Here is a 24,098-nt window from a genome sequence, read left to right as displayed (position 1 = left end):
CTTCATTCAGGCAATCGCTTACGGATACTGCTGAACCGTACCCGGCTGCTGTTGCTGCTGACCACCGTACTGCTGACCCGGAATCGCCTTCAGGTTGACTTCAACGCGGCGGTTCTGCGCCCGGCCATTGACGTCACCGTTGCTGGCAATCGGGTTATCCGGACCGGCGCCACGGGCCGACAGGTTGGCACCGCTGACACCTTGCGAGGTCAGGTAGGTGGCCACGCTCTGCGCACGCCGCTGGGACAGGTCCATGTTGTGCTGACGGCTGCCGGTACTGTCGGTGTAGCCAACGATTTCGATCTGGTTCTGGCTGAACTCTTTCAGCGAGTTGGCCAGGTTGTTCAACGGCTGATAGAAGCTCGACGCGATGTTCGCCGAATCGGTGGCAAACGTGATGTTGCCCGGCATGATCAGCTTGATCTGATCGCCCTGACGCTGCACTTCAACCCCAGTGTTGGCCATGCTCGCACGCAGTTTTTTCTCTTGCTGGTCGGCGTAATAACCGTAACCGGCTGCCGACGCCCCCACCACTGCGGCACCAATCAAGGCCCCCTTGCCACGGTTGTTGTGGTCGATGGCGGCACCGGCCAGTGCACCGGCCAGCGCGCCGAGGCCACCGTATTTGGCGGTTTTGCTCATGCCTTGCGAGCCACCGTCGGCCTGGCCCTGATTGTCATACGGGTTGGGCGAGGCGCAGCCGGCCAACATGGCCACAGCGGTAGCAACAATAATCAAACGAGGCGTGGTGAACATGAAGAGCTCCTGGTTTTTTCGCATTCTGTGTGGCAGCGGCCCTAGGCAATAGACCTGTGCGGGCGTTGGATCATGACAATGCCGAAAAATTCCGCCACACACTCATGACAAAATGTTTAGGCACGCACGAACGGGTTTTCCCGCATTTCGTCCCCGAGACGCGTGTCCGGACCATGTCCGGCAACGACGATTGCGTCTTCGTCGAGGGTGTACAGCCGCTGCTTGATCGAACGCACGATGGTGGCCTGATCGCCGCCCCATAAATCAGTGCGCCCTACCCCGCGACGAAACAGCGTGTCGCCGGCAATCAACAGCTTAGCCTCGGAAAACCAAAAGCTCATGGAACCTGGCGTATGCCCCGGCGTGTGCAGCGCCACGCCGCAGCCGCACGCCAGCTCTTCGTCATCGCTCAGCCAGCGGTCCGGTGATGGCACCGGGGTGTAAGGCACACCAAACATCTGGCATTGCATCTCCAGGTTGTCCCAGAGGAACTGATCGTCTTTATGCAGATGCAGGGTCGCACCGGTTTTTTCTTTCATCTGCCCGGAAGCGAGGAAGTGATCGAGATGCGCGTGGGTGTGAATGATGCTGACCACCTTCAAACCCAAAGCGTCGAGACGCGCCATGATCAGATCGGGATTGCCACCCGGATCGACGACGATGGCTTTTTTCGTGATCGGGTCGCCGATGATGGTGCAGTTGCACTGGAGCGGGCCGACGGGAAAGGTTTCGCGGATCAGTAAGTAATCATGTTTATTCGTAGACATTTATGATCGAGCTAAACCCTTTTTTCGATTTGCGTGAAAAGTTCTAAAGTATTTTAACCAAGATAAAAAACGACATCAACAACCATATTCATCTAAGCGCCATGGTAATGAAGTGTGATGGCAAACAGTCGCATCTTCAGCATTGCTGGAGTTTCTCAAACTGTCGCCCGCCTGTAGAATATCTGCCTGCCGACCACGACAACAAACTCTAAAGGAATAGACAATTGAAAACATTGAAACACAAACTAAAAAATGAACAACTCCGTGCAATTGAGAAAATCACGGATTCCAAAAGTGAGTTCCCGGACAAAAACTGAACACTTGACACTTGACACTTGACACCTCTACACCATTCAAAAAATCCGAAGACAAACATTACACGACAAAAGAATCACTTTACCTGGAAGTTTATTTCGAATTAATCGCTAACATAGAACTTTCAGACTACGGCGCGAATTTCGATGAAGACGAACTCGAGAAAAACCTGGGATCAAATGACAGCGAGCCGCTCCGATTAGAGATACTTGAAATCGACCATAAGAATCAGAAACCAACATTAGAAGGTGGAATATTCGGCGACATAATCCACGCCTCCGCCAACAACCCGATTGCCAGGCTGCTGATATCCGGCTTCAGACCTAACACTTATAAAAAATTAGATCTTTACAAAACCCTGGCATGCGAAGCATTCCTTTTGGAAAAGCGCGGCGATGTAAAACTAAGCTTCTTCACTTATTTCACCGAACTAGAAGCATTCACAACACTAGAGCTTGACTATTATAAAAAGGCTTACACCCAGAACTCTACCATGCACTTGAACATTTAAGCATCGACAAAAAAATCAGAATTGCAACAAAAGAAGCATGCATGATTGAAATTGAAGACCTCAAGAAGATTTCTGTATGGGAAAACTTAACGGAAGAATTAAAAAAAACTAAAACTTACGCAACAAAATTGCCCACGCCTGCACTGGAACAGAAATAACCTCCGAAGAGGTTGATTTTGTTCTCTACTGCTTGAGCAGCATTATTGCAACAATTAAAAATAACAGCCTAGATTTTTCCTCTATCAAAAAGTACATTTTATAGCCATCACCCCACATCACCACTATCGCTCTAAAAAACACAACGGGCACACCATGAAAGAACACTCTGTTTCAATAGCCTCGGGACTGGCGGGAGTCATTATAGGTGCATTGCTGCAGTTCGCAATCACCTATCAGCTCGTAGAAAAACCAAAAATCGCCATTGAAGAAAAAAAGACAGCCATTGAAGTTCAAAGAATAATTTCAAACCTTTCAACAAATGTAGACACCAAATGCACTAGCGAAAAAAATGACACCTGGACTTGGCACATCAACTGTTTCCTAACCAACAAGGGTACCTTCCCGGTAAAACTAAAAATCGAAGAGGTCTCCTTGTATTTGGTCTCCGACCATAAAAGGCTCCCCCTAAAAAAAGGTGAAAATTTTTCGTTCATCTTCCCTAAAGATGACTACAACCCAACTCTGAACCCGGGAGCTGGTGGGTACATGGATTACTATCTCACGTTCAAGAGAGAAAAATATCCTGATGGCATCCAGGAAGTTCCCACTGGCGTCAACACACTCTTTGAGTTTGAAACTTCCCTCGCTGCGCAAAATTCCTATCGGACAACTTTCCCGACGCGACCGACTTCATTTCAGAATATTCCAAAGCGAGACTTAATTTCATGACGTTGCTAATAGACTGAAATAGTCAAAATGAGGGTAGCCATAGCGAAATACCCTATGGCTAACTTTTCACATTAACAATCCCAGCTCCTTCGCCCGCGCCACCGCCTGTGTGCGCCGCTCGACCCCCAATTTGCTGTTGATATGGCTGGCATGGGTTTTCACCGTATGCAGAGAGATGAACAACTGCTCGCTGATCTCCTGATTCGAACAGCCTTGGGCGATCAGGCGCAGTACCGCCAATTCGCGGCTACTGAGTTGTTCGGCCACTCCGCAATCCAACACTGGGCGAGACGCTACTGGCGGGAAGTGTTCAAGTAGTTGTTGTCCTGTCAGCAACGGTGAAGCCTGCAGTTGGCTACGTAACCAACCCACATGTCCCGCGATCAAGGCATCGAATGGCTGCAGCACGCCTCCGGCTGCGGCTTCCAGCGCCTGGCCCAACGCCCTGCGCGCTTCCGGCTCGCGCGCGCCTGCCAACAGCAATGCGACCTTCTGCGTCAACGCCATCACACTGAGCAATTGCCGCCCGGTCTGCTGGCCGTTTTCATGCAGCACGTTCAAGCGTCCTTCGGCGAGCATCGGTTGCCCTTGAATCATGTCGAGCAGTGCCTGCTGCAGTTCGACATGCAACGGCAATTGCGGATGAAACTCCGGCGGCGCCGCCGCACGCTCACCGGTATAGGTTTGCCCGAGTCGCGCCAGCCAGGCCTCGGCCAGATCGGTGCGCCCCTGCGCCAGCCACAATTCGCATTTGACCAGGGTGATCATCGCCAGATAGTAAATCGGCGGCACATCCCAGATGTGCATCAGACGCTCGGCTTCGGCCAGTTCGGCGAAGGCCTTGGCGAACTCGCCAGTCGCACCGTCCAGCCTGGCGATCACGCAGTGCCCGATCAACACACTGATGTCGCGGCAGGCTCGTGCCTCACCGATACCGGCCAGTAATCGCACGCGTGCGGCCTGAGGCTGCAAGCGCATCGCCAGCAGGAAGCCTTCGTACAACGTCAACCGTGCGCGCACCGCATACAAGCGTTGCGGCGACAGGCCACGCAAGCGCTCCAGGCCCTGATGCACTTCATCCAGTGCGCGCAGAATCTCGCCACGCGATTGCAGGACGCGGGCACGGTCGTAATGCGCCAGCGCCTCGAACAAGGGATTGCCGACGCGTTGCGCCAGTTCGAGGGATTCACGATTCAAGCCTCGGGCGCGCCACAGGTCGCCGTCGGCAATCGCGAGGTTGGACAATGTCGACAGGCACATCAACCGCTGGCCGTAGCGCTTGGCTGGCAAGCTCTCCAAAGCCTCGGTGCAATATCGGATCGTCAGTTCTCGATGTCCGCGCCCCCGGGCGATGATCCCGCTCAGCGCCAGCCATTGCGCCAGCATCGACTTTTGCGCGGTGGCCGAAGGTGCCGGCAGGAAACGACTCAAATGGCTGGCAAGTTCCTCGGCAGCATCGAGCTGACACGCCAGCCCCAGCGCCCAACTGTACAGCACGATCAGGCGCGGGGTGCTGATCAGCAGGCTGTCGGGCAAGTCCATTTTCCAGCGCAGCAACATGCCGACGTTTTGCTCGGCCAGCAATTGCTCCTCGGACAGGTTCTGCACCAGATTCGCCGCCACGTCGAGATGGCCGGCACGCAACGCTTGCTCCACGGCCTCGTCGAGCAAGCCCTGTGCGTTGAACCAGCGACAGGCGCGCAAGTGCAGAGTGGCGGTCGGCACCAGTGCCTGAGCGAATGGCCGACTGCGCAACAGATCGGAAAACAGATGGTGATAGCGATACCAGTGGCCGTGTTCGTCCAGCGGCACCAGAAACACCTGGTGCGCCAGCAGAAAGCGCAGGATCTCGCCGCTGTCATGGGCTTCGCGCACGGCGTCGCAGAGTTCGCTGCAGAAGCGTTCCTGCGGCGCCGTGTCGTAGAGAAACGCCTGTACTTCGGGCGGCAGGCAATCAATCACTTCTTCAAGCAGGTAATCACGGATCAGCCCTTCCCCGCCGTTCAGCGCTTGCGGCAACGCCGCCTCGCTGCCGGCTTCGGACGCTGCCAGGAGCCAGAAACGCAACCCGGCGACCCAGCCCTCGCTGCGCTGGATCAGGTTCTCCAGCGCCTCGCCGCGCAGTGACGTGCTGTGTCGATCAAGCAGAGACAAGGCTTCGTCGTGGGTCAGGCGCAGATCCTGCTCATTGAGTTCAAGCAGTTGGCGCGACAGCCGCAAGCGCGCCAGATGCCAGTCCGGGCGCTGGCGGCTGGTGACCATGACCAGCAAGCCATCCGGCAGATGATTGAGGAAAAATTGCAGGCAGCGGTCGAGCACCGGCCCTTGGGCGAGATGGTAATCGTCGAGTACCAGTAACAGTGGCGTCGCAGGGTCGAGGTGCAGCGCCAACTCATCGAGCATGCCGTCGAGCCATTCCTCGAAGGCAAAGGGTTGATGGCGTTGGCGCATTTTCAACAGGCCGAGTGCGCGGCTACCCAATTGTGGGAAGTAGTCCTGCAAGCCTTCGAGCAGACGTTCGAGAAAGCGTCCGGGATCGCTGTCACGCGGGCTCAAACCCAGCCACAGACTTTGCCAATGCTCCGGCAAGCTCTGACAGAACTCTATCGCCAGTGAACTCTTGCCGAACCCGGCGGGGGCACTGACCAGCAACAGCCGTCCACCGAGCCCGGCTTGCAGGCGCTCGCAAAGGCGTGGTCGCAACACGTAGCCGTCCGGCAACGGCGGGCGAAAAAAACGCCCGTCCAATGCCGTGACGGCAACACTTGCGGGACCCGGAAGCGGGGACAGATCAGTCATGGCCGGCTCTTGTTCGAATTGCTGTTGGCGGCGTTGCAGATGTCCGCAGACTAGCCTTAAACGAACCGGTTATGAAGGTTACTGCTACAAATGGCTACAAAAAGACTACACGCCCCTGCACACGTCTTCCGGCAACGCCTGCAAAAGCAAAAAAAACGCCCCGAACCGGTCGGGGCGTTCCACGAGGATGCGGCCTCGGTTTTTACAACGGTTTAGCGAACACCGTCCTGACGCAGCGCGGCCGGGGTGAAATCGCTGGTGGTGGCGGTGAAGCCGAAGTCATACGCCTGCTTCTCTTCGTTCTTCATGCCCAGCGCCAGGTAACGGCCCGATTGCAGGTCGTAGAGGGTCTCCAGGGCATACCACGGCACTTGCTTGTCGTAGTAGTTCTCGGCATGCGCTTCAGCTACGCGCCACAGCTGACCGCGACCGTCGTAGTGGTCGATCACGGCAGCCTGCCAGGTGTCCTCGTCGATGTAGAAGTCACGCTTGGCGTAGATGTGACGCTGACCTTCTTTCAGGGTTGCAACCACGTGCCAGACGCGGCGCAGCTCGTAACGCGCCAGATCCTGGTTGATGTGACCGGCCTTGATGATGTCGGTGTATTTCAGCTTCGGATCGTCGAGCTTGTAGCTGTCGGAGGCGATGTACATCTCTTTCTTGCCTTCAAGCTTCCAGTCGTAGCGATCCGGTGCACCGTTGTACATGTCGAGGTTGTCGGAGGTACGCAGACCGTCGGCGGCAGTACCCGGACCGTCATAGGACACTTGTGGCGCACGGCGCACACGACGCTGACCGGCGTTGTAGACCCACGCCGAACGTGGCTCTTTCACCTGGTCGAGGGTCTCGTGCACCAGCAGCACACCACCGGCCAGACGCGCCGGCGCAGTCACTTTCTGCTTGAAGTAGAACAGAATGTTGCCCGGATTTTTCGGGTCGTAGTCCTTCATCTTGTCGCGGAACACGAACTGGTCCTGGAAGTACACCAGGCTGAACGAGCCGTTCGGCTGCGGCGTGGCCTGGGTCACCAGACGGGTCACGCTGCCGCCGCGATAGCGGGTGATGTGGTTCCAGATGACTTCCACGCCGCTTTTCGGAATCGGGAACGGCACCGCCGTTTCGAAGTTTTCCAGACCGTTGCCGCCGGACACCAGATTGGTGTTGGTGGCGTTCTTCTTGATCGAGGCAAACACTTCATCCGGCACGGTCGCACCGCGATGGGACGGATAGACCGGCATTTTGAAGGTGTCAGGATAACGCTTGAACATCGCGTACTGGCCCGGTGCAAGCTTGTCCTTGTACTTGTCGACGTCTTTGGCAGTGATGGTGAACAGCGGCTGTTCACTGGCGTACGGGTTGGACAGGAAACCTTTGCTGTCGACGCTGCCAGCGTTCTTCGGCAGCGGCTTCCAGGCCGGGATCGAACCGTCGGCGTTGCCGGCCATTTCGGCGCCCATCGGGGTCAGGCTCTTGCCCAGCTTGTCGGCTTCGGCGGCAGGCACCGCCGCCATGACGCCGGTCGCCAGCAATGACAGGCCCAGAACACCGGCGTGGAACAGACTCTTTGTTATTTTCATAAATTCGTTCGTCCTGAAAATGCAGTGCTTAGAAGTTCACGCCAAAGCTGAGCGCAACGAAGTCACGGTCATCCACGGTGGTGTACTTGCCGTCAAAGAAGTTGGTGTAAGCCAGGCTTGCGGTGTAGGTGTTCTGGTACTCGGCGTCGACGCCCAGGCTGACCGCCTTGCGACCTTCCTCGAAGTTGCCGCCAGGGCCTGGCGAGTAACCGCTGACGTCGTGGGACCAGGCCACGTTCGGCTTGAGGTTCACACCGGCGAAGACGTCGTTGTATTCCCAGATGGCGCGACCGCGGTAGCCCCACGACATCGAGGTGGTGAAGCCGTCGTTGTCGCAATTGCGGCTGCGGTTGTTCTGCGGTGAACCCGGCCCGGCACCATTGATGGTGCTGGCGTTGAGAATATTGGCGCAGGTATTCACACCGCCAGTGGCCGGCAACTCACCCGGGCCGTACACCGGATCGCGGCCATAGCGCTTGTCGGAACGGCTTTCCAGCCCGCCGACGTAGGTCGCGCCGACTTCGCCGACGAGGGTCAGACGGCTGGCGCCCATGACCTGATCGAAGAAGTGCGTGAACGTGGTCTGGATCTGGGTGATTTCCTTGCGCTCGTAACCGTGCAGATCCTGACCCGGTACGCCATTGAGGATCGAAGCGTTGGTCAGTGACCCGCCGATCGGACGCACACCGGCGAACAGGATGTCGGTGGAGTTCAGTTGTACCGGCGCGTTCGGACGGTAGCTGATCTCACCGCTCCACGCGGTACCGGTAGGCAGGGTGGTGGAGAAGCTCAGACCGTAGAGGCGAATGTCTTCAGGGTACTCAATGAAGTAATTCGAGTTGCCCGCGACCAGCAATGGCGCAAGTGCCGCAAACGGCCTCGGCAGCGCGCGCGCGGCGTTGTAGACCGATTGCGGAGCACCGGTGGCGCTGAAGATCGGCGCACGGCTGTGGTAGTTCATGAAGTAGGCGCCGAACTCGGTGTCCAGCGGTTCGTACATGTACTTGAAGGACGCGCCCCACTGGCCGCTGTCACGGGCATCGCGGTCTGGACCACGGCGCACCAGAACGCCTTCTTCGTTGACGTTGACACCGTTGGCCGCCAACGGCCCCAGGGCGATGGCCGGAATTTGCGAACGCTTGTTCAGCACGCGCAGGTTGTCGTTGCACCCGTCGGCAACGATGTCTGGCTGCGAGAAGAACGTGCCGCAGTTATCGACGACGGTCTGGTCCCATTCCAGCTGATAGAACGCTTCGGCCGAAAGGTTTTCGGTCAGGCTCTGGGACACGTAGAACATGTTGACCGGGATCAGGCCTTCCTTGATCTCGGCGCCCGGACGACGGAACGCGGAAACGTCGATCGGGTTGATCGAGTTGATGCCGCCACCGATGAAGGTACTTTCACCCCAGCTCACCACCTGCTTGCCCAGACGCACGGAACCTGGCTGATCGGCGATCGCGTAGTTGTGGTAGACGAAGGCGTCGAGGATCTGCCCGCCGGACGACTTGGCGCCCTCTTTACGGCCCGAATCGCTGATGTCCTTGAACTCGCGGCTTTCGTCCTTGAGTTCGAAGTCGTACCAGTATTTGCCACGGACAAACACGCCAGTGTCGCCGTACTTCAGTTCAAGGTCATGAATGCCCTTGAAGATTTTCGAAAAGGTTTCACCGCTCTTGAAGTTGGCGTGACCGTCATCGGACGTTTGCGACAGGCCGTGGCCGCCGTTGTTGACGCCGATGAGGTTCTTGTTCGGGCTCTGGGTAGACCAACTGGCACCGATCGACAGGGATGAGTCGAACTGGCCTTCGATTTCACCGACGTTGAAACTGACGCCGAATGCGGGCCCGGCGAGCGAGGAGGCAAGACTGACCGCCAGAGGCAGTTTCGCCCGGCGCCAGAACTGGTTTACTGAGGTCATCGACGCTACTCCATGTGCATTATTGTTATGGCAGTGAGTACTTTTAAAAACGCCTGAAGGACCGGGTGCCAGAGACAACCCGAAATCACTCCAAAAATGCATCGCCCCGTTTTGTGCGTGTGCCCCGTTCTTAAAAATCCTTGAGCGGACTATAGCCAGCAGGTGGTACTGCTTGATCCCTCTAAAGTGTGATTTGCAGCTGCCAACCACTCTGGAACAGTCCTTTCGCCAGGCCGACGCATGTCGGCACGGCAAGGATGGCTGATTTTTTCGATTTCACAAGCCAAGCGCTTGCTTGGTGGGTCTGGCGCGCCGTTTTCGGCGCGCCAGCAGACACTCAAAGTGTCGAGAGGAAGGTGCTGTTGTTGGCCTGCCATTCGGTGATGTCGAGGCGGATGCGCTTCTTGTCGAGCTTGCCGACGCTGGTCTTGGGAATTTCGGTAACAAGGGCAATCTGACTCGGAATCGCCCACTTGCTCAGGTGCCCCAGTTCCACGAACGGCTTGAGGTGTTCCTTGAGCTCGCGCGCCCCGATCACGTGCCCTTCACGGATCACCAGCAAGGCAAACGGGCGCTCGCCCCACTGCGGATCGGCAATGCCCACCACTGCTACTTCGCGTACCCCCGCGTGACGACTGATCAGGTCTTCGAGGTCCAGCGAAGAGATCCATTCGCCGCCGGTCTTGATCACGTCCTTGATGCGGTCGCGGATGTCGATCACGCCCATGCTGTCGAGCGTGGCCACATCGCCGGTGTGCAGCCAGCCGCCGGCCCAGAGCTCGGCGCCCTTCTGCGGCTCGTTGAAATAACCTTCGGTCAGCCACGGCGCACGCAGCACCAGTTCGCCCTGGGTTTCGCCGTCGGCGGGCAGGAAGTTGCCCTCTGCGTCAACGATCGCCGCCTCGACCAGCGGCCCCGGCACGCCGGCCTTGATCCGGTAGGTGGTGCGCTCGTCTTCGGTGCCGGCCATCAGTTCATCATTGAGGTGGGCACAGGACACCAGCGGCCCGGTCTCGGACATGCCATACGCGGCGGTCAGCTGGATGCCGCGCGCCTTGGCGGTTTCATACAGCGTGCGGTTGAGCGCGCTGCCACCGATGACGATCTTCCAGCCGCCGAAGTCGGCGTCTTGCGCGCCTTTGGCGTTGAGCAGCATTTGCAGGATGGTCGGCACGCAATGAGAGAACGTGACCTTTTCCTTGCGCCACAGCTCGACCAGGAATTCCGGGTCGTAACGCCCCGGATAAACCTGCTTGAGGCCGAGCATGGTCGCGACGTACGGCAGCCCCCAGGCGTGCACGTGGAACATCGGCGTGATCGGCATGTACACGTCGTTGGTGCCGAGCAGGCGCACGCTGTCGATCGCGCCCATGATGGTCGACACGCCCATGGTGTGCAGCACCAGTTGCCGATGGGTGAAGTAGACGCCCTTCGGGTTGCCGGTGGTGCCCGTGGTGTAGAACGTGGTGGCGACCGAATTTTCGTCGAAGTCCTGAAAGTCGTACTGCGCACTCGCGGCGGCCAGCAACTGTTCGTACTCGCCGACCAGATTCGGCAGCTCGGCGGTTTTTTCCGGCAGATCGGTCAGCAACAGGGTTTTCTTGACCGTGGTCAGGTGCGGCGCGATGGCCTGATACAGCCCGACGAACTCGCTGTTGACCAGCACGAAGCGGTCCTCGGCGTGGTTCATGGTGTAGAGGATCTGTTCCGGCGACAGACGCACGTTGATGGTGTGGATCACCGCGCCGATCATCGGAATGGCAAACATGCATTCCAGGTAACGATGGCTGTCCCAGTCCATCACCGCCACCGTGTCACCGGCCTTCACACCGGCGGCCGTCAGCACGTTGGCCAGGCGCGCCACACGTTCTATCAGGGTCGGATAGCTGTAGCGCAACTGGTCACGGTAGATGATCTCGCGGGTTTTCTCGTAACGGGCGCCGGACATCAGCAGCCGCTTGATCAGCAATGGATACTGGTAGGCCCCATCGGCCGGGGGAATGACGCGAGTCTGCAACATATGAATCCCTTTTCTGGCTGCACGGTGTTGGCGTAGAGCTTGGTACTCTAGAACCCTTATACGCCAGCCAAATCAGCCAAAGGAATGATTTGCAGAACCGTACAAATGCTAGCTTTGCGCCAGCATTTGCCGGTTTTCGTCAGCTATCAGGCCGTTTGTCCTACAGCCTCTTCAGAAGGCGTCCGCGGGAAAACCATTGCCCCGAGGAAGGTCAGTGCGCCGAAACCCGCGAGAATCAAGTAAAGGCCTACAAAACCATGGCGCGGTTCGACATAGGAAATCAGCGGAATCGCCGTCGCACTGGCACCGAACGATAAACAGTAACGCAGGGCAAACACCCGCGATTGCCACTGCGGGGCGACGAAGTTCGCGACCATCGCATCGTTCACCGTGACCTGACCGAACACCACGAACATGAACGCCGCACCGAGTGCGATCACCGCCCAGCCATCGGCATAAGCCAGCGCAAACAGCAGCGGCGCCTGGCACACCGTCAGCACGACAAACGGCCACTTCAGGCTGAGCCGGTGCAACACCCGGCCAATGCTCAACTGCGCCACCGCACCAAAGGCATAGGCCAGACTGACCACCACGCCAAGGGTTTGCGGTGAGGCGAACAGCTCCTGCAAACGCTCCTGGAACAGTTTCGGATAAGTCATGGTGGTGGCGTTGAACACCACGCCGCCGGTGGCTGTGGCCAGCGCCAGCACACCAAAAACCATGACCATCGAAATACGCTGTCCGGCGGCGCCTTTGAGAGGCGTGTGCGGACGTTTCGGAATCGGTTCTTCACGCACCTGCCAGGCAAAACCAAAACCCAGCACAACGGCCACCGCGCCGGGTAACAGAAACGCCGAGCGCCAGCCAAATTGCGTCACCAGCAGCCCGGTGACCAGCGCCGAAAACGCCACGCCAAGATTGCCCCACATGCCATTGATGCCGATTTCGCGGCCACGGTTCTGCGCGTAAGCGACCAGCATCGCCGTACCGACCGGGTGATAAATCGCGGCGAAAATACCGATCAGGGTCAGGCCGATCACCAGCATCGTCGGGCTGTTACTCAGGCCGGTAAAAATAGCCGAGGCACCGATGCCGAAGAAAAACACCAGCATCATCTGCCGCCGACTCCAGCGATCACCCAGCCAACCGGCGGGTAGCGAACAGGCGCCGAAGGCAATGAAACCGCCCAGTGACAAGCCGATCAGCGTGGCGTAGTCGAGACCGAAGGCCTGCGTCATGCCGAGCACGGCGGCGGGAAAAATCAGCATGAACATGTGATCGATCACATGGGCGGCGTTGATGTAACGGATGACATTGGTCGATTGATTCATGGCAGCACGCTTTACGTAGTAATGAGCCGCTTATGCTAAGTTGGCCGGAAAGCACATTTCTGCCTACCAAGTCATTGAATCAGACATGTTGATCAGCCACTTCAAACACGGCCCGGTGAGCGCTTACCCCCGGGATTATCTGGACGGCGCGCACCAACCGCTGCATCTGCACCGCGAGGCGCAGTTGTTGTATGCGGCCAGCGGGATCATGCGTGTGGTCACGGCATCGGGCGCGTGGGTGATTCCGCCGAGTCGCGCGGTGTGGATTCCGCCCGAGGTCGCGCACGAGATTTTCATGAGCGGCGATGTGCAGATGCGTTCGCTGTTCATCGCGCCAGAACTGTCGCCCGCCAGCCTGCAACATTGCTGCGTACTGGCGGTGACGCCGTTACTGCGCGAATTGATTCTGCGCGCGGTGCAAGGGCCGCCGCATGCCGACAATCCACTGATTCAACAGTTGATGCTGGAAGAACTCGCCAGCCTGGAAAACCTGCCCCTGCACATTCCGATGCCGACTGACCGGCGTCTGCAAAACATCTGTCTGGCGCTGCTGCATAGCCCCGACCATCCCAATACGCTGGAAGACTGGGCGCAGCAGGTCGGCGCCAGCTCACGCACGTTGGCACGGCTGTTTCAGCAGCAGTTGCAGATGAGTTTCAACGCCTGGCGCCAGCAACTGCGCCTGATGGAAGCCCTGCCACGCCTGCTCGCCGGGGACAGCGTGCAGCGTGTGGCGCGGGACTTGGGTTACGGCAGCGCGCGGGCGTTCAGTGCGATGTTTTGCCGTTTGCTTGGGGAAAATCCCCGCGAGTATCTGAATACCCTGAGCAAACTCAGCGAACTCGCTTAGAAATCGCAAACAACCCGCTCCCACAGTATTGAATCGTGGGGTGTGCGATCAGTGCATTTCGGTGAAGGCGATCTTGACGCCGAGCGCGATCAGCACCGCCCCCATGGTGCGGTCAAACCAATGGCCCATGCGGGCGAAACCAGCGCGTACGCGTTGCTGGCTGAACAGCATCGCCACCAGGCAGAACCAGATCGCAGTCGCGACTGCCAGGTAAATCCCGTAACCGGCCTGCACCGCCAGCGGGGTGTGCGGGTTGATCACCACGGTGAACAGCGACAGGAAGAACAGCGTCGCTTTCGGGTTCAGGCCGTTGGTGACGAAGCCCGAAGTGAACGCACCTCGGGCTGTGCGCACGCCGGCTTCCTTGTGCAGATCATCGGTCACGGTTTTCGCCGGTTGCGCGCGCAACGCCTTGAAGCCGATATACAGCAGATAAGCCGCCGCCGCCCACTTCAGCGCGTTGAACAGCATGATCGATTGCGACACGATCAGGCCGATGCCCAGCAGCGAATAACCGACGTGGAGGAAAATCGCCGTGCCCACACCGAGCGCGGTCCAGGTGCCGGCGCGGCGCCCGTGGGTCACGCTCTCGCGCACCACCACGGCAAAGTCCGGGCCGGGGCTGGCCACGGCCAGCAGGTGGATCAATGCAACGGTCAAGAACTCGGTCCAGTACATGGGGGCTCCTCTGGGGCAGCTTGGTGAAAAATAAATGCGCGGCGAACTCGAACCTGTGGCAAGGGGATTTATCCCCGTTCGGCTGCGCAGCAGTCGTAAATTCAGTGCATGCGCTGTCACTGTTTAAACACGATTACCAGTTTCAGAGCGCGCTTCGCGCGCCTACGGGGATAAATCCCCTCGCCACAGCGTTATCCACATTGCGATGCATCGCATCAGACTTTTGTGCTCTGAGTAACCAATTGTTTCATCTGGTAGGCTCGGCAGATTACGCCTTCCGTTCCAAGCACAAAAGGTACAGTTGATGACGAACCCGCGCCGCGCCGTATTCCTTGATCACCCTTCACTGGATCTCGGCGATCTCGACCTTGGCCCTTTGCATGCCTGCTTCAGTGACTTGCAACTGTTCGCCCAGACCTTGCCCGAACAAGTCAGCGAGCGCCTGCACGGCGCCACGGTAGCGATCACCAACAAAATCCGCATCGACGCCGCTGCGATGGCCGCCAGCCCGGATCTGCAGCTGATCCTGATCACCGCCACCGGCACCAATAACGTCGACCTGGACGCGGCCCGCGACCACGGCATCACGGTGTGCAACTGTCAGGGTTACGGCACGCCATCCGTGGCGCAGCACACCATCATGCTGCTGCTCAACCTCGCCACGCGCCTGGCCGATTACCAGAAAGCCGTTGCCGCCGGTCGCTGGCAGCAAGCGAAACAGTTCTGCCTGTTGGACTACCCGATCGTCGAACTGGAAGGCAAAACCCTCGGCCTGCTCGGTCACGGCGAACTCGGCGGCGCCGTCGCGCGACTGGCTGAGGCCTTTGGCATGCGCGTACTGCTCGGGCAGATTCCGGGGCGCCCTGCCCGACCGGATCGCTTGCCCCTGAACGAATTGCTGCCACAGATTGATGCCCTGACCCTGCATTGCCCGCTCAACGAACACACCCGCCACTTCATCGGTGCCCGCGAACTGGCGTCGATGAAACCCGGCGCCTTCGTGGTCAACACTGCCCGTGGCGGGCTGGTCGATGAACAAGCCCTGGCCGATGCCTTGCGCAACGGTCATCTGGGCGGTGCGGCCACCGACGTATTGAGTGTCGAGCCACCGGTCAACGGCAATCCGTTGCTGGCCGCCGACATCCCGCGCCTGATCGTCACCCCGCACAATGCCTGGGGCAGCCGCGAAGCGCGGCAGCGCATCGTGGGTCAATTGACCGAAAACGCTCAGGCGTTCTTCAGCGGTAAGGCGCTGCGGGTTGTCAGTTGATAAACTGCGGCACTTTTTTTTCGAGGAGCAGTTATGGATCCGCGCAGTGAAGTACTGCTTCGTCAGGCCGAGTTATTCCAGGGTTCGCTGTTGCTCGCCGGTTTGCCCGCCGACGATTTGCTCGGGCGCCTGCCCGATGCGTTTGGCTGGTGCTGGCACGCGGGCGATCAAGCCGCACTCGACGCGCGTTTCGAGGGTCGCAGCCACTTTGGCGTGGAGATTCCTCAGCGTGAGTTCGACAGCGCCGTGGTGTTTTTGCCCAAGTCCAAAGACCTGACCGATTACATCCTAAACGCCGTGGCCTCGCGTCTGGCCGGGCGCGAGGTGTTTCTGGTTGGCGAAAAACGCAGTGGCATCGAGGGTGCGTCCAAGCAACTCAACCCGTTTGGCAAGCCGCGCAAACTCGACAGCGCGCGACACTGCCAACTGTGGCAAGTCACCGTGGCCAACGCGCCTGAAGCCAAATCCCTGGAAAGCCTGGCCCAGACTTACGAGCTGCCACTGGCCGAAGGCCCGCTGAAAGTCATCAGCCTGCCGGGGGTGTTCAGCCACGGCCGACTGGATCGCGGCAGCGCCTTGCTGCTGGAACACCTGGACAAACTGCCGAGCGGACATCTGCTCGATTTCGGTTGTGGTGCCGGTGTACTGGGCGCGGCGGTCAAGCGTCGTTACCCACACAATCAGGTCACGCTGCTGGATGTCGATGCCTTCGCCGCCGCAAGCAGTCGCCTCACCTTGGCGGCCAATGGTCTGGAAGCCGAGGTGATCACTGGCGACGGCATCGACGCTGCGCCGATGGGTTTGAACGCGATCCTGAGCAATCCGCCGTTCCATGTCGGCGTGCACACGGATTATTTCGCCACGGAGAACTTGCTGCGAAAAGCGGCGAAGCATCTGAAAAACGGCGGCGAACTGCGGCTAGTTGCTAACAGCTTCCTGAAGTATCAGCCACTGATCGAAGAGCATCTCGGCGTGTGTGCGATCAAGGCCGAAGGCAATGGTTTCCGGATTTACCGGGCCAAGCGCGGCTGAAACTTCTTTTCAAAAAGAGGCTTGCTCTATCGGATTTGCCTAGGCAGAATCCGCTCCGTCCTAGGGGAGTAGTCTCCCACGAGCGCCAAGCTCGTCCGGCATGCGTCAACATACTTGATCCTCAGATCATGGCGCATGCGACCCAAGCGACCGCACCAGACGGTTCGCAGGGTTTGACAAGACCTATGACACGCACACCTTACCCGGGGCGGGAAGGCTGTACGTGTCATAGCCGTGTCGACCCGCCCCTTAGGAAATCCTGATGCTGGACTCGTTACTCGTTCCCACCGCAATCGTTGCCTTGGCCGAAATCGGCGACAAGACGCAACTGCTCGCACTGATTCTCGCCGCTCGCTTTCGCAAACCCTGGCCGATCATTGCCGGTATTGTCGCCGCGACCCTGGCCAACCACGCGGCAGCCGGTGCGGTAGGTGCCTGGTTTGGCAGCTTCTTCTCGAATGCGACGCTGCACTGGATTCTCGCCGCAAGCTTTACGGCCACCGCGCTGTGGACGCTGGTTCCGGACAAAATGGATGACGATGAAACCAGCACCGCACGCAAGTTCGGGCCGTTTCTGACCACGCTGATTGCGTTTTTCCTCGCCGAAATGGGCGACAAGACTCAGGTCGCGACGGTGATGCTCGCCGCGCAATATCCGGAACTGTGGCTGGTGATTATCGGTACTACGGCGGGCATGTTGATTGCCAACGTGCCAGTGGTATTGGCGGGTAACTTCGCTGCGGACAAATTGCCGCTGACCTTGATCCGTCGCCTCGCGGCCTCGGCATTCATGATTCTGGCAATCGTGGCGGTGTACAAGGCGATGCAGAGCAGTGGCTGGGTTTGACGGCATAAGCCGATAGACCGAGTCATCGTTCTTCGTCGGAACGCCGCCCGCAGACAAGCTAGCTCCCACAAGTTGCAGTGAGTTCACACTGTCTGTGATCACCGCAAACCCTATGGGAGCGAGCTTGCTTGCGAAGGGGCCATCAGCAGCCCTGAAAATCCATCAGGATTTCGGGGCTTTTTCGTACAGCGGCATGACCTTCGGAATCGCCGCCTGCAACGAGGCGATCCGGCTGGACGACGCCGGGTGCGTGCTCATGAACTCCGGCGGTGCGCCTTCCGAGGCCTTGCTCATCTTGTTCCACAGGGTGATCGCCGCGTTCGGGTTGTACCCGGCGCGGGCGGCCAGCTCGAGACCGATCAGGTCGGCTTCGTTTTCGTTGGCGCGGCTGTTGGGCAGGGTCATGCCGTAGTTGGCCACGGTGTCGGCCAGCGCCAGGCTGTCCTGACCAAGACCGAGCAGTGCACCCGCGCCTTGCTTGGCCATTTCAATGCCATAGGCCTTGGACATCGCTTCACGACCGTGCTCGCGCAAGGCGTGGGCGATTTCATGGCCCATGACCGCGGCGATTTCATCGTCGGTCAGTTTCAGGCTGTCGATCAGCCCGGTGTAGAAAATGATCTTGCCGCCCGGCCCACAGTTGGCGTTGAGCTCATCGCTCTTGATCAGATTGACTTCCCACTGCCACTGCGCCGCATCCGGACGGAAGTTCGGCGCCTGGGCGATCAGGCGGTTGGCAATCGCCTGCACCCGTTTGGCCTCCGGGCTGGTCTTGTCGAGCACACCTTTGCTGGACGCCTCGCCGACGGTCTTCTGATACGACTGGGCATACATCTGGTCGACCTCTTGCGAGGACAGCATGCTGAACATGTACTGCTTGCGCTCCACACCCACGGCGCCGCCGCTGGTGGTGTTGACCGACTGACAACCGGCCAGCAACAGCGCTGCGCTCAGTGCACTTACAACCAATGTCTTGTTCATTCAAAAGCTCCCTGAAAACCTGCCGCGTATCCTAGGCGGGTAATTGTATCGACGCCAGATACAACGGACGTGTTGCAGCGACTTTCAGATGTTTCCCACCAGCGCTGTCGTAAAAAATTCACAGCGACCGCCAAGTCCCGTGCAACTGCGTCGCGCACTGATCCATTTGCGACATCGGCTTTCAATTGCACCTGCTCGCACTCATGGCCCGATGCCGGCTGCCGATACAACAGCGCAGACGTCCTCTTGCGTGCGGAGCTCCCATGAAGTTCAAGTCGATCCAGTTTTCCGTCGCCGCCCTGGCCGGCGCCATCGTGCTCAGCGTGGTCGTTGCGCTGGTGCTGTATGCGCTGTTCTCCGGCGCCCGCACGCAAGAGATGGTGCAACAGCGCACCCAGACCCAGTTCGAGCAGGTCATCGAACAGCGCCTGACCTCGCTGGCGCAGACTCAGGTCAGCCAGATCCAGCGTGAACTCGAAGCGCCACTGTTGATTGCCGGCGGCCTGGTGCGGGTCAACGCCCTGCTCGGCACACCAGGTGCCGACGGCCAGCCACGTCTGACCGTCAGCCGCGAACAACTGATCAGCCTGATCAAAGAGAACGTTGAAAAGAACCCGAAAATTCTCGGCACCTACATCGGCTGGGAGAAAAACGCCCTCGACCACAATGACGCGGCCTATGTCGGCACCAGCGTGGTAGGGATCGACGCGGCCAACGGACGTTTCCTGCCGTGGTGGTTCCGCAACGATGACGGCACCCTCGGCCTGGACAAACTGGTGGACGTCGACGACCAGAAAACCCTGTCCACCGGCGTGCGCGCCAGCGAGTACTACCTGTGCTCGAAAGAAACCAAGAAATCCTGCGTGATCGATCCGGCGCCGTACAAAGTCGGCGACAAGATCGTCATGCTCGCCTCGTTCATTGAACCGATCATGCTCAACGGCGCGTTCCAGGGCATCGTTGGCGCTGACCTGTCGGTGAACTTCATTCAGGAAATGCTTCTGGGCGCCAACCAGAAACTCTACAGTGGCGCCGGACAAATGGCCCTGATCGGCGGCAATGGCCGGATCGTTGCCTACACCAAGGACCCAAGCAAATTCGGTGAGAAGGTCAGCGACATTCTCGACGCCGAACAGATCGCCAGCATGGCCAGTCTCAAGCGCGGCGAAGTCACCTATTCGGTGAACAAGGACAAGGGCCGCATCGAACTGTACCTGCCCTTCGGCATCGGCCAGACCGACGCACGCTGGACATTGATGCTGCAATTACCGCTCAACGCGGTGATGGCCGACCTGCAAAAACTGCAGGGCGATCTGGAGGCCCAGCGCAAATCCGACACCTTCGGCATGGCCATGGTCGGCCTGATCATCGCCGGCCTCGGCCTGCTGGTGATCTGGCTGGTCGGCCACGGCATCGCCCGACCGCTGAAACAAATGGTTGCGATGCTCAATGACATCGCCCAGGGCGAAGGCGATCTGACCCGTCGTTTGAGCAGTGATCGCAGCGATGAACTGGGTTCGATCGCCAAGGGCTTCAACACCTTCCTCGCCAAGTTGCAGGCGATGATCACTCAGGTGGTGACGTCAGTGCAGAGCGTCAGCGATTCCTCGGAACACACGGCTGATATCGCGATTCGCACCAACATCGGCATCCAGAAACAAATGGCCGAGATCGATCAGGTCGCCACGGCGGTGCAGGAAATGACCGCCACTGCGCAAGACGTCGCGCGCAATGCCACTCAGGCCGCACAAGCCGCCAGCCATGCGGATCAGGCAGCCAGTCAGGGCATGCAGATCGTGCGCGACACGTCCAATTCGATTGGCGTACTGGCGCTGGAAATCGGTAAAGCGGTGGACGTGGTGCAGAACTTGGCCAAGGACAGCGAGAACATCAATGCGATCCTCACCGCCATTCGCGGCATCGCCGAACAGACCAACCTGTTGGCGCTGAACGCCGCCATCGAAGCGGCGCGTGCCGGCGAGCAGGGTCGCGGCTTTGCCGTGGTGGCGGACGAAGTACGCAATCTGGCGCAGAAGACCCAGAAAGCCACCGAAGAAATCCAGACCATGATCCAGCAATTGCAACAGGGCACCCGCGATGTGGTACGGGTCATGGAAGACAGCCAGAACCGCACCGACGAAAGTGTGCAGCACGCGGCAAAAGCCGCCGAGGCGCTGGAGACGATCACCCAGGCGGTGTCGGTGATCAACGACATGAATACGCAGATTGCCAGCGCGGCGGAAGAACAGAGCGCGGTGGCCGATGACATCAACCGTAACGTGATCAATATCGGTCAGGTGGCGAATGAAGTGGCGGGCGGTGCGGATGAGTCGAGTTCGGCGAGCGCGGATTTGACCAAACTGGCGGAGCAGCAGCGGCGGTTGATCAATCAGTTCAAGGTCTGAAAAGCCAAAAGGCCCTCACCCTAACCCTCTCCCAAAGGGAGAGGGGACTGATTGGGGGATGCTTAAGGAATACGCCGACCTGAACGTTTTGCCTTGAATCCATAATCGACTCGATTTCTCAGGTCGATGGTTAGGGCAAGACACCTCGGTCAGTCCCCTCTCCCTCCGGGAGAGGGTTAGGGTGAGGGGCTTTTGATCTGCAGGCTTCAGCCCGGGGTCAGACACTCCGGCCCGTTGAGCTTGGGATCATTGATCAGATTCGCCAGCACCCGCTCGCGCAACGCCGCCGGTTCGCTGGCCAGCAACCCTTGCAACACATGCAAAGGCGTCTCGGGATCGAGCCACGCCGCCTGCCCGGCCTCATCGAGAATCAACGGCCGGCGCTGACTCGAGGCCGGCTGCGTAATCACTGCCGTGCTCAACCAGACCTGCTCCTGCACCGGATACGCCTCCCAGATCGCCGCGAAAAACAGTGACGAACCCTCCCCCGGCGTCAGCCAGAACGGCCGTTTGCGCTGGGTCCCGCGCCATTCATAGAAGCCGTTGGCCGGCAGCAGGCAACGGCGCTGGCGCAGGGCTTCACGAAACATCGGTTGTTCGGCCACGGTTTCCGCACGGGCGTGCGCCGGGGTTTTCGACAAGTCGGTCAGCCACGGCGGTGTCAGCCCCCAACGGGCGCGGGCCAGCGTGCGCTGGCCATCGGCTTCGGCCCGCAGCATCAACACCGAATCATTGGGAGAAATGTTCCACTGCGCCTGCTGATCGGCGGGAAAACCGGGCAGGGCCGCGAAATCGCGGTTCCAGCGAAACAGGGCATAACGTCCACACATGGGGCAACACGACTCAGAAAGAAAACGAACGTCAGCCTAACAGACCAGCGTCCCGGGGAAGCTCTCCGGTTCATCGCCGGGCAGCGGCAGCGCGGCATTGTACGCGGTGATCAGCTCGCGGGCGTATTCGGCCTGATCGTTATCGACCGACAGCCCCAGCAGACCGAAAATCGGCAACTCCCCCGTGCCGCCGAGCAAATCGCGGCCCACCAGATGCGCCTCGATGCCTTCGCTGGCGAGCATGCCCTTGAGCATCTCGCCTTCCATCAGGTTTTCCGGCTCGTAGATTCGCTGCATGGGCGCCCCTCACTCGTTTTCGCTGAACACTTCCAGAAACCAATCCCCGTCGTGCACCTGCAAGACAAACTTGATCGGTCGACAACACACCTGACAGTCCTCGATGTAGATCTGGTCGCCACCGGACAGGTCCAATGTCGTCTCAACCTCTTCCCCACAATACGGACATTCATACAGTGCGCTTTCCAGCATCGCGGTCTCCCAGGTGACTTGTGCGTATAATCGCCGGTCTATTTGCAGGGCTATTTTTGTCTGGCTACTTTTTCAGACCGTGCCTCGCGGGTTTTCGATCAAAACCTTTACTTACCCTAGCCGTTTCCAACAAGAGAGCATGATGGGCGAATTCGATGCCATCCGACCTTACGACGACAGCGAAGTACCTGCGGTACTGGCACGACTGCTCGGCGACAAGGCGTTTCTAGATATCCTCACCCACTTCCGCTTCCCGCGTTTTGCCGGTGCCTTCGGCTGGATGCTCAAACCTCTTATAGCCCATCGTTTGCGTCGTGAGTTCGCCGACGTCAATTCGGTGGCCACTTTGCAGGACAAAGTCGAGTTCTACGTCGACCACACCATCGAGCGCGCCACCGACGGCGTGACCTACACCGGTGTCGAGCAATTCAAATCCGGCAGTGCCTATCTGTTTATCGCCAACCATCGTGACATCGTGATGGACCCGGCCTTCGTCAACTACGCCGTGTACCACGCCGGCCTGCCGACCCCGCGCATCGCGATTGGCGACAACCTGCTGCAAAAGCCATTCGTCAGCGACCTGATGCGCCTGAACAAGAGCTTCATCGTGCATCGTTCGATCACCGGACGTCGCGAGAAAATGGCCGCGTACCAATTGCTGTCGGCGTACATCAACCACTCGATCCGCAACGATTGCGCGTCGATCTGGATCGCGCAGGCCGAAGGCCGGGCCAAGGACGGCGACGACCGTACCGAGTCGGCGATCCTCAAGATGTTCCACATGAGCCGCAAGGACGAGCCGTTCGGCGAAGTCATCCAGTCGCTGAACCTGACCCCGGTGTCGATCAGCTACGAATACGACCCGTGCGACCAGGCCAAGGCCCGCGAGCTGTACATCCGTGCCACCACTGGCACCTACGCCAAGGCGCCGGGCGAGGATGACGTAAGCATTGCCAAGGGGATCACCGGCTACAAGGGCCGGGTGCACGTGAACTTTGCCGCGCCGATCACTGAATTGTTCGAAGACACCAAGCAATTGGCGATCGAGATGGACAAGCAGATTCTCGGCGGGTATCGCCTGTTCCCGGTGCATTACCTGGCGTATGCGATGTGGGCGGATGCCGATCCGCAACTGAACGTGCCGAAAGCCGCCGAGGTGTTCCCGGCCGATGAACTGGCCAAGGCGCAGGAAGAGTGGCAGAGCCGACTGGACGCCTGCCCTGAAGAGCACCGTCCGTATCTGGTGCTGCAATATGCGACGCCGGTGCGCAATCAGTACCGGGTCAAGGCTGGGTTGCCGTTGTAAGCGGCATGCACCAGACGCGACAACGGCGCCTTCGGGCGCCGTTTTTTTATGCCTGCCTCATACTTTTGTGGCGAGGGTCATGTACTCAACTTCAGAAGCGGGTGCTGATCCAGGAGATGAGCAGGGCCAGGCCGAGGCAGGCAAATCCGAAGCGATAGAAAAACCGGTTCATGCGCAACGTCGCCCAATCCAGAATCGGCTCGGCGTCTGGCAAGGCCTGGCGTTGCGCGGCGATGCTGGCCATGGCGCGTTGTTCACGACGACGGGTCGCGTGCAGCAGCCAACTGCCCGGAAAGGCCAGGGCCAGCGCCAGCAGGTTGATCAATTTGGCGGGATGGGCGGTAAACAGCGTCATCAAGTGCAGCGACATCACAGACCTCAGACTAAATCGGTGTGGCAGGCGCCAGATCGACGACCGCGGCACGGATTCTACCGAAAGCCTCCTTCACTACCCTACCCTTTGCGACAAATAACCCGACAATCGACCGATGGCTGTCCTGTGTCACGGCTTCGTCATGTGGATACGCC

Annotated in this window: 21 protein-coding genes and 1 riboswitch; of the genes, 8 read left to right on the top strand and 13 right to left on the bottom strand. The window is 59.0% G+C overall.

Annotated elements, in window-relative coordinates; all coding sequences use genetic code 11:
* Positions 1–18 precede the first annotated feature (18 nt).
* Together PseuLF5_RS26370 and PseuLF5_RS26365 are read right to left on the bottom strand one after the other, a co-directional pair.
* Positions 19–756 carry an OmpA family protein gene (locus PseuLF5_RS26370; RefSeq protein ID WP_222834320.1) on the bottom strand — a complete coding sequence of 246 codons (738 nt, stop codon included), beginning with the start codon at positions 754–756 and terminating at the stop codon, positions 19–21.
* Positions 757–872: 116 nt separating this feature from the next.
* On the bottom strand, positions 873–1,523 hold the full coding sequence (locus PseuLF5_RS26365; protein ID WP_128614465.1) for an MBL fold metallo-hydrolase: 651 nt from the start codon (positions 1,521–1,523) through the stop codon (positions 873–875).
* Between the two features lie 328 nt (positions 1,524–1,851).
* Between PseuLF5_RS26365 and PseuLF5_RS26360 the strand changes: the two genes are divergently transcribed.
* Together PseuLF5_RS26360 and PseuLF5_RS26355 are read left to right on the top strand one after the other, a co-directional pair.
* On the top strand, positions 1,852–2,349 hold the full coding sequence (locus tag PseuLF5_RS26360) for a hypothetical protein (RefSeq protein ID WP_340135005.1): 498 nt from the start codon (positions 1,852–1,854) through the stop codon (positions 2,347–2,349).
* 312 nt (positions 2,350–2,661) lie between these two features.
* On the top strand, positions 2,662–3,237 hold the full coding sequence (locus PseuLF5_RS26355; RefSeq protein ID WP_340135004.1) for a hypothetical protein: 576 nt from the start codon (positions 2,662–2,664) through the stop codon (positions 3,235–3,237).
* A gap of 66 nt (positions 3,238–3,303) precedes the next feature.
* Here the strand turns inward: PseuLF5_RS26355 and PseuLF5_RS26350 are convergent, their stop codons facing one another.
* The 5 genes from PseuLF5_RS26350 to PseuLF5_RS26330 all read right to left on the bottom strand — a co-directional run bounded on the left by PseuLF5_RS26350 (position 3,304) and on the right by PseuLF5_RS26330 (position 12,882).
* Complete coding sequence (locus PseuLF5_RS26350) at positions 3,304–6,036, bottom strand: LuxR C-terminal-related transcriptional regulator (protein ID WP_340135003.1); 2,733 nt, start codon at positions 6,034–6,036, stop codon at positions 3,304–3,306.
* Between the two features lie 212 nt (positions 6,037–6,248).
* On the bottom strand, positions 6,249–7,613 hold the full coding sequence (locus PseuLF5_RS26345; RefSeq protein WP_123463107.1) for a DUF1329 domain-containing protein: 1,365 nt from the start codon (positions 7,611–7,613) through the stop codon (positions 6,249–6,251).
* 28 nt (positions 7,614–7,641) lie between these two features.
* Positions 7,642–9,531 carry a DUF1302 domain-containing protein gene (locus PseuLF5_RS26340; RefSeq protein ID WP_340135002.1) on the bottom strand — a complete coding sequence of 630 codons (1,890 nt, stop codon included), beginning with the start codon at positions 9,529–9,531 and terminating at the stop codon, positions 7,642–7,644.
* Positions 9,532–9,868: 337 nt separating this feature from the next.
* On the bottom strand, positions 9,869–11,551 hold the full coding sequence (locus tag PseuLF5_RS26335; RefSeq protein WP_340135001.1) for a fatty acid--CoA ligase: 1,683 nt from the start codon (positions 11,549–11,551) through the stop codon (positions 9,869–9,871).
* A 146-nt stretch (positions 11,552–11,697) separates the two neighbouring features.
* Positions 11,698–12,882, bottom strand: coding sequence for an MFS transporter (locus PseuLF5_RS26330; protein ID WP_340135000.1), 1,185 nt, complete (start codon positions 12,880–12,882; stop codon positions 11,698–11,700).
* A gap of 85 nt (positions 12,883–12,967) precedes the next feature.
* Here PseuLF5_RS26330 and PseuLF5_RS26325 point away from each other — a divergent pair, with 85 nt between their 5' ends.
* The gene (locus PseuLF5_RS26325) at positions 12,968–13,732 is read left to right on the top strand and encodes an AraC family transcriptional regulator (protein WP_340134999.1); all 765 of its coding nucleotides are present in this window, start codon (positions 12,968–12,970) and stop codon (positions 13,730–13,732) included.
* 48 nt (positions 13,733–13,780) lie between these two features.
* Here the strand turns inward: PseuLF5_RS26325 and PseuLF5_RS26320 are convergent, their stop codons facing one another.
* Positions 13,781–14,410 (bottom strand): LysE family translocator, encoded by a 630-nt coding sequence (locus PseuLF5_RS26320; protein ID WP_166221232.1) that lies wholly within the window; start codon positions 14,408–14,410, stop codon positions 13,781–13,783.
* 304 nt (positions 14,411–14,714) lie between these two features.
* Here PseuLF5_RS26320 and PseuLF5_RS26315 point away from each other — a divergent pair, with 304 nt between their 5' ends.
* The 3 genes from PseuLF5_RS26315 (at position 14,715) to PseuLF5_RS26305 (ending at position 17,559) form a co-directional block, all read left to right on the top strand.
* Positions 14,715–15,680 (top strand): 2-hydroxyacid dehydrogenase, encoded by a 966-nt coding sequence (locus PseuLF5_RS26315; RefSeq protein WP_123463096.1) that lies wholly within the window; start codon positions 14,715–14,717, stop codon positions 15,678–15,680.
* 33 nt (positions 15,681–15,713) lie between these two features.
* A complete protein-coding gene (locus tag PseuLF5_RS26310) occupies positions 15,714–16,712 on the top strand; it encodes a class I SAM-dependent methyltransferase (protein WP_123463094.1) in 999 nt (332 codons plus the stop codon).
* Positions 16,713–16,762: 50 nt separating this feature from the next.
* A riboswitch (yybP-ykoY riboswitch) is annotated at positions 16,763–16,887 on the top strand.
* Between the two features lie 87 nt (positions 16,888–16,974).
* Positions 16,975–17,559 (top strand): TMEM165/GDT1 family protein, encoded by a 585-nt coding sequence (locus PseuLF5_RS26305; RefSeq protein ID WP_077574495.1) that lies wholly within the window; start codon positions 16,975–16,977, stop codon positions 17,557–17,559.
* Positions 17,560–17,721: 162 nt separating this feature from the next.
* Here the strand turns inward: PseuLF5_RS26305 and PseuLF5_RS26300 are convergent, their stop codons facing one another.
* Entirely contained in the window at positions 17,722–18,540 is an 819-nt protein-coding gene (locus PseuLF5_RS26300; protein ID WP_027612207.1) for a M48 family metallopeptidase, read from the bottom strand.
* Between the two features lie 263 nt (positions 18,541–18,803).
* On the opposite strand from PseuLF5_RS26300, the gene PseuLF5_RS26295 reads away from it, so the two are divergent.
* The gene (locus PseuLF5_RS26295) at positions 18,804–20,945 is read left to right on the top strand and encodes a methyl-accepting chemotaxis protein (protein WP_322375598.1); all 2,142 of its coding nucleotides are present in this window, start codon (positions 18,804–18,806) and stop codon (positions 20,943–20,945) included.
* Positions 20,946–21,151: 206 nt separating this feature from the next.
* Here the strand turns inward: PseuLF5_RS26295 and PseuLF5_RS26290 are convergent, their stop codons facing one another.
* From PseuLF5_RS26290 to PseuLF5_RS26280, 3 genes are read right to left on the bottom strand one after another with little or no spacing between them, the layout of a single operon-like run.
* Entirely contained in the window at positions 21,152–21,775 is a 624-nt protein-coding gene (locus tag PseuLF5_RS26290) for an SOS response-associated peptidase (RefSeq protein WP_123463089.1), read from the bottom strand.
* A gap of 36 nt (positions 21,776–21,811) precedes the next feature.
* Complete coding sequence (locus tag PseuLF5_RS26285; RefSeq protein WP_025109321.1) at positions 21,812–22,072, bottom strand: putative signal transducing protein; 261 nt, start codon at positions 22,070–22,072, stop codon at positions 21,812–21,814.
* A gap of 9 nt (positions 22,073–22,081) precedes the next feature.
* Complete coding sequence (locus PseuLF5_RS26280; RefSeq protein ID WP_123463087.1) at positions 22,082–22,264, bottom strand: CPXCG motif-containing cysteine-rich protein; 183 nt, start codon at positions 22,262–22,264, stop codon at positions 22,082–22,084.
* Positions 22,265–22,406: 142 nt separating this feature from the next.
* Between PseuLF5_RS26280 and PseuLF5_RS26275 the strand changes: the two genes are divergently transcribed.
* On the top strand, positions 22,407–23,570 hold the full coding sequence (locus tag PseuLF5_RS26275; protein ID WP_177490484.1) for a 1-acyl-sn-glycerol-3-phosphate acyltransferase: 1,164 nt from the start codon (positions 22,407–22,409) through the stop codon (positions 23,568–23,570).
* Positions 23,571–23,661: 91 nt separating this feature from the next.
* Here PseuLF5_RS26275 and PseuLF5_RS26270 read toward each other — a convergent pair whose 3' ends face one another.
* Positions 23,662–23,940, bottom strand: coding sequence for a hypothetical protein (locus tag PseuLF5_RS26270; protein WP_123463083.1), 279 nt, complete (start codon positions 23,938–23,940; stop codon positions 23,662–23,664).
* Positions 23,941–24,098: the final 158 nt, after the last annotated feature.

The sequence above is a fragment of the Pseudomonas sp. LF-5 genome (genome assembly GCF_037626295.1).
Lineage (GTDB): Bacteria > Pseudomonadota > Gammaproteobacteria > Pseudomonadales > Pseudomonadaceae > Aquipseudomonas > Aquipseudomonas monsensis.
Note: the sequence above shows the minus strand (reverse complement) of the source record. Positions and strands in the feature narration are given on the sequence as shown.

Excerpts from the sequence above, each read along its gene's own strand:
- PseuLF5_RS26345 (WP_123463107.1), bottom strand. The coding sequence starts at position 7,613 with ATGAAAATAACAAAGAGTCTGTTCCACGCCGGTGTTCTGGGCCTGTCA.
- PseuLF5_RS26280 (WP_123463087.1), bottom strand. The coding sequence starts at position 22,264 with ATGCTGGAAAGCGCACTGTATGAATGTCCGTATTGTGGGGAAGAGGTT.
- PseuLF5_RS26350 (WP_340135003.1), bottom strand. The coding sequence starts at position 6,036 with ATGACTGATCTGTCCCCGCTTCCGGGTCCCGCAAGTGTTGCCGTCACG.
- PseuLF5_RS26300 (WP_027612207.1), bottom strand. The coding sequence starts at position 18,540 with ATGAACAAGACATTGGTTGTAAGTGCACTGAGCGCAGCGCTGTTGCTG.
- PseuLF5_RS26320 (WP_166221232.1), bottom strand. The coding sequence starts at position 14,410 with ATGTACTGGACCGAGTTCTTGACCGTTGCATTGATCCACCTGCTGGCC.
- PseuLF5_RS26310 (WP_123463094.1), top strand. The coding sequence starts at position 15,714 with ATGGATCCGCGCAGTGAAGTACTGCTTCGTCAGGCCGAGTTATTCCAG.
- PseuLF5_RS26285 (WP_025109321.1), bottom strand. The coding sequence starts at position 22,072 with ATGCAGCGAATCTACGAGCCGGAAAACCTGATGGAAGGCGAGATGCTC.
- PseuLF5_RS26370 (WP_222834320.1), bottom strand. The coding sequence starts at position 756 with ATGTTCACCACGCCTCGTTTGATTATTGTTGCTACCGCTGTGGCCATG.
- PseuLF5_RS26330 (WP_340135000.1), bottom strand. The coding sequence starts at position 12,882 with ATGAATCAATCGACCAATGTCATCCGTTACATCAACGCCGCCCATGTG.
- PseuLF5_RS26355 (WP_340135004.1), top strand. The coding sequence starts at position 2,662 with ATGAAAGAACACTCTGTTTCAATAGCCTCGGGACTGGCGGGAGTCATT.
- PseuLF5_RS26305 (WP_077574495.1), top strand. The coding sequence starts at position 16,975 with ATGCTGGACTCGTTACTCGTTCCCACCGCAATCGTTGCCTTGGCCGAA.
- PseuLF5_RS26295 (WP_322375598.1), top strand. The coding sequence starts at position 18,804 with ATGAAGTTCAAGTCGATCCAGTTTTCCGTCGCCGCCCTGGCCGGCGCC.
- PseuLF5_RS26325 (WP_340134999.1), top strand. The coding sequence starts at position 12,968 with ATGTTGATCAGCCACTTCAAACACGGCCCGGTGAGCGCTTACCCCCGG.
- PseuLF5_RS26315 (WP_123463096.1), top strand. The coding sequence starts at position 14,715 with ATGACGAACCCGCGCCGCGCCGTATTCCTTGATCACCCTTCACTGGAT.
- PseuLF5_RS26335 (WP_340135001.1), bottom strand. The coding sequence starts at position 11,551 with ATGTTGCAGACTCGCGTCATTCCCCCGGCCGATGGGGCCTACCAGTAT.
- PseuLF5_RS26340 (WP_340135002.1), bottom strand. The coding sequence starts at position 9,531 with ATGACCTCAGTAAACCAGTTCTGGCGCCGGGCGAAACTGCCTCTGGCG.
- PseuLF5_RS26365 (WP_128614465.1), bottom strand. The coding sequence starts at position 1,523 with ATGTCTACGAATAAACATGATTACTTACTGATCCGCGAAACCTTTCCC.
- PseuLF5_RS26270 (WP_123463083.1), bottom strand. The coding sequence starts at position 23,940 with ATGTCGCTGCACTTGATGACGCTGTTTACCGCCCATCCCGCCAAATTG.
- PseuLF5_RS26290 (WP_123463089.1), bottom strand. The coding sequence starts at position 21,775 with ATGTGTGGACGTTATGCCCTGTTTCGCTGGAACCGCGATTTCGCGGCC.
- PseuLF5_RS26275 (WP_177490484.1), top strand. The coding sequence starts at position 22,407 with ATGGGCGAATTCGATGCCATCCGACCTTACGACGACAGCGAAGTACCT.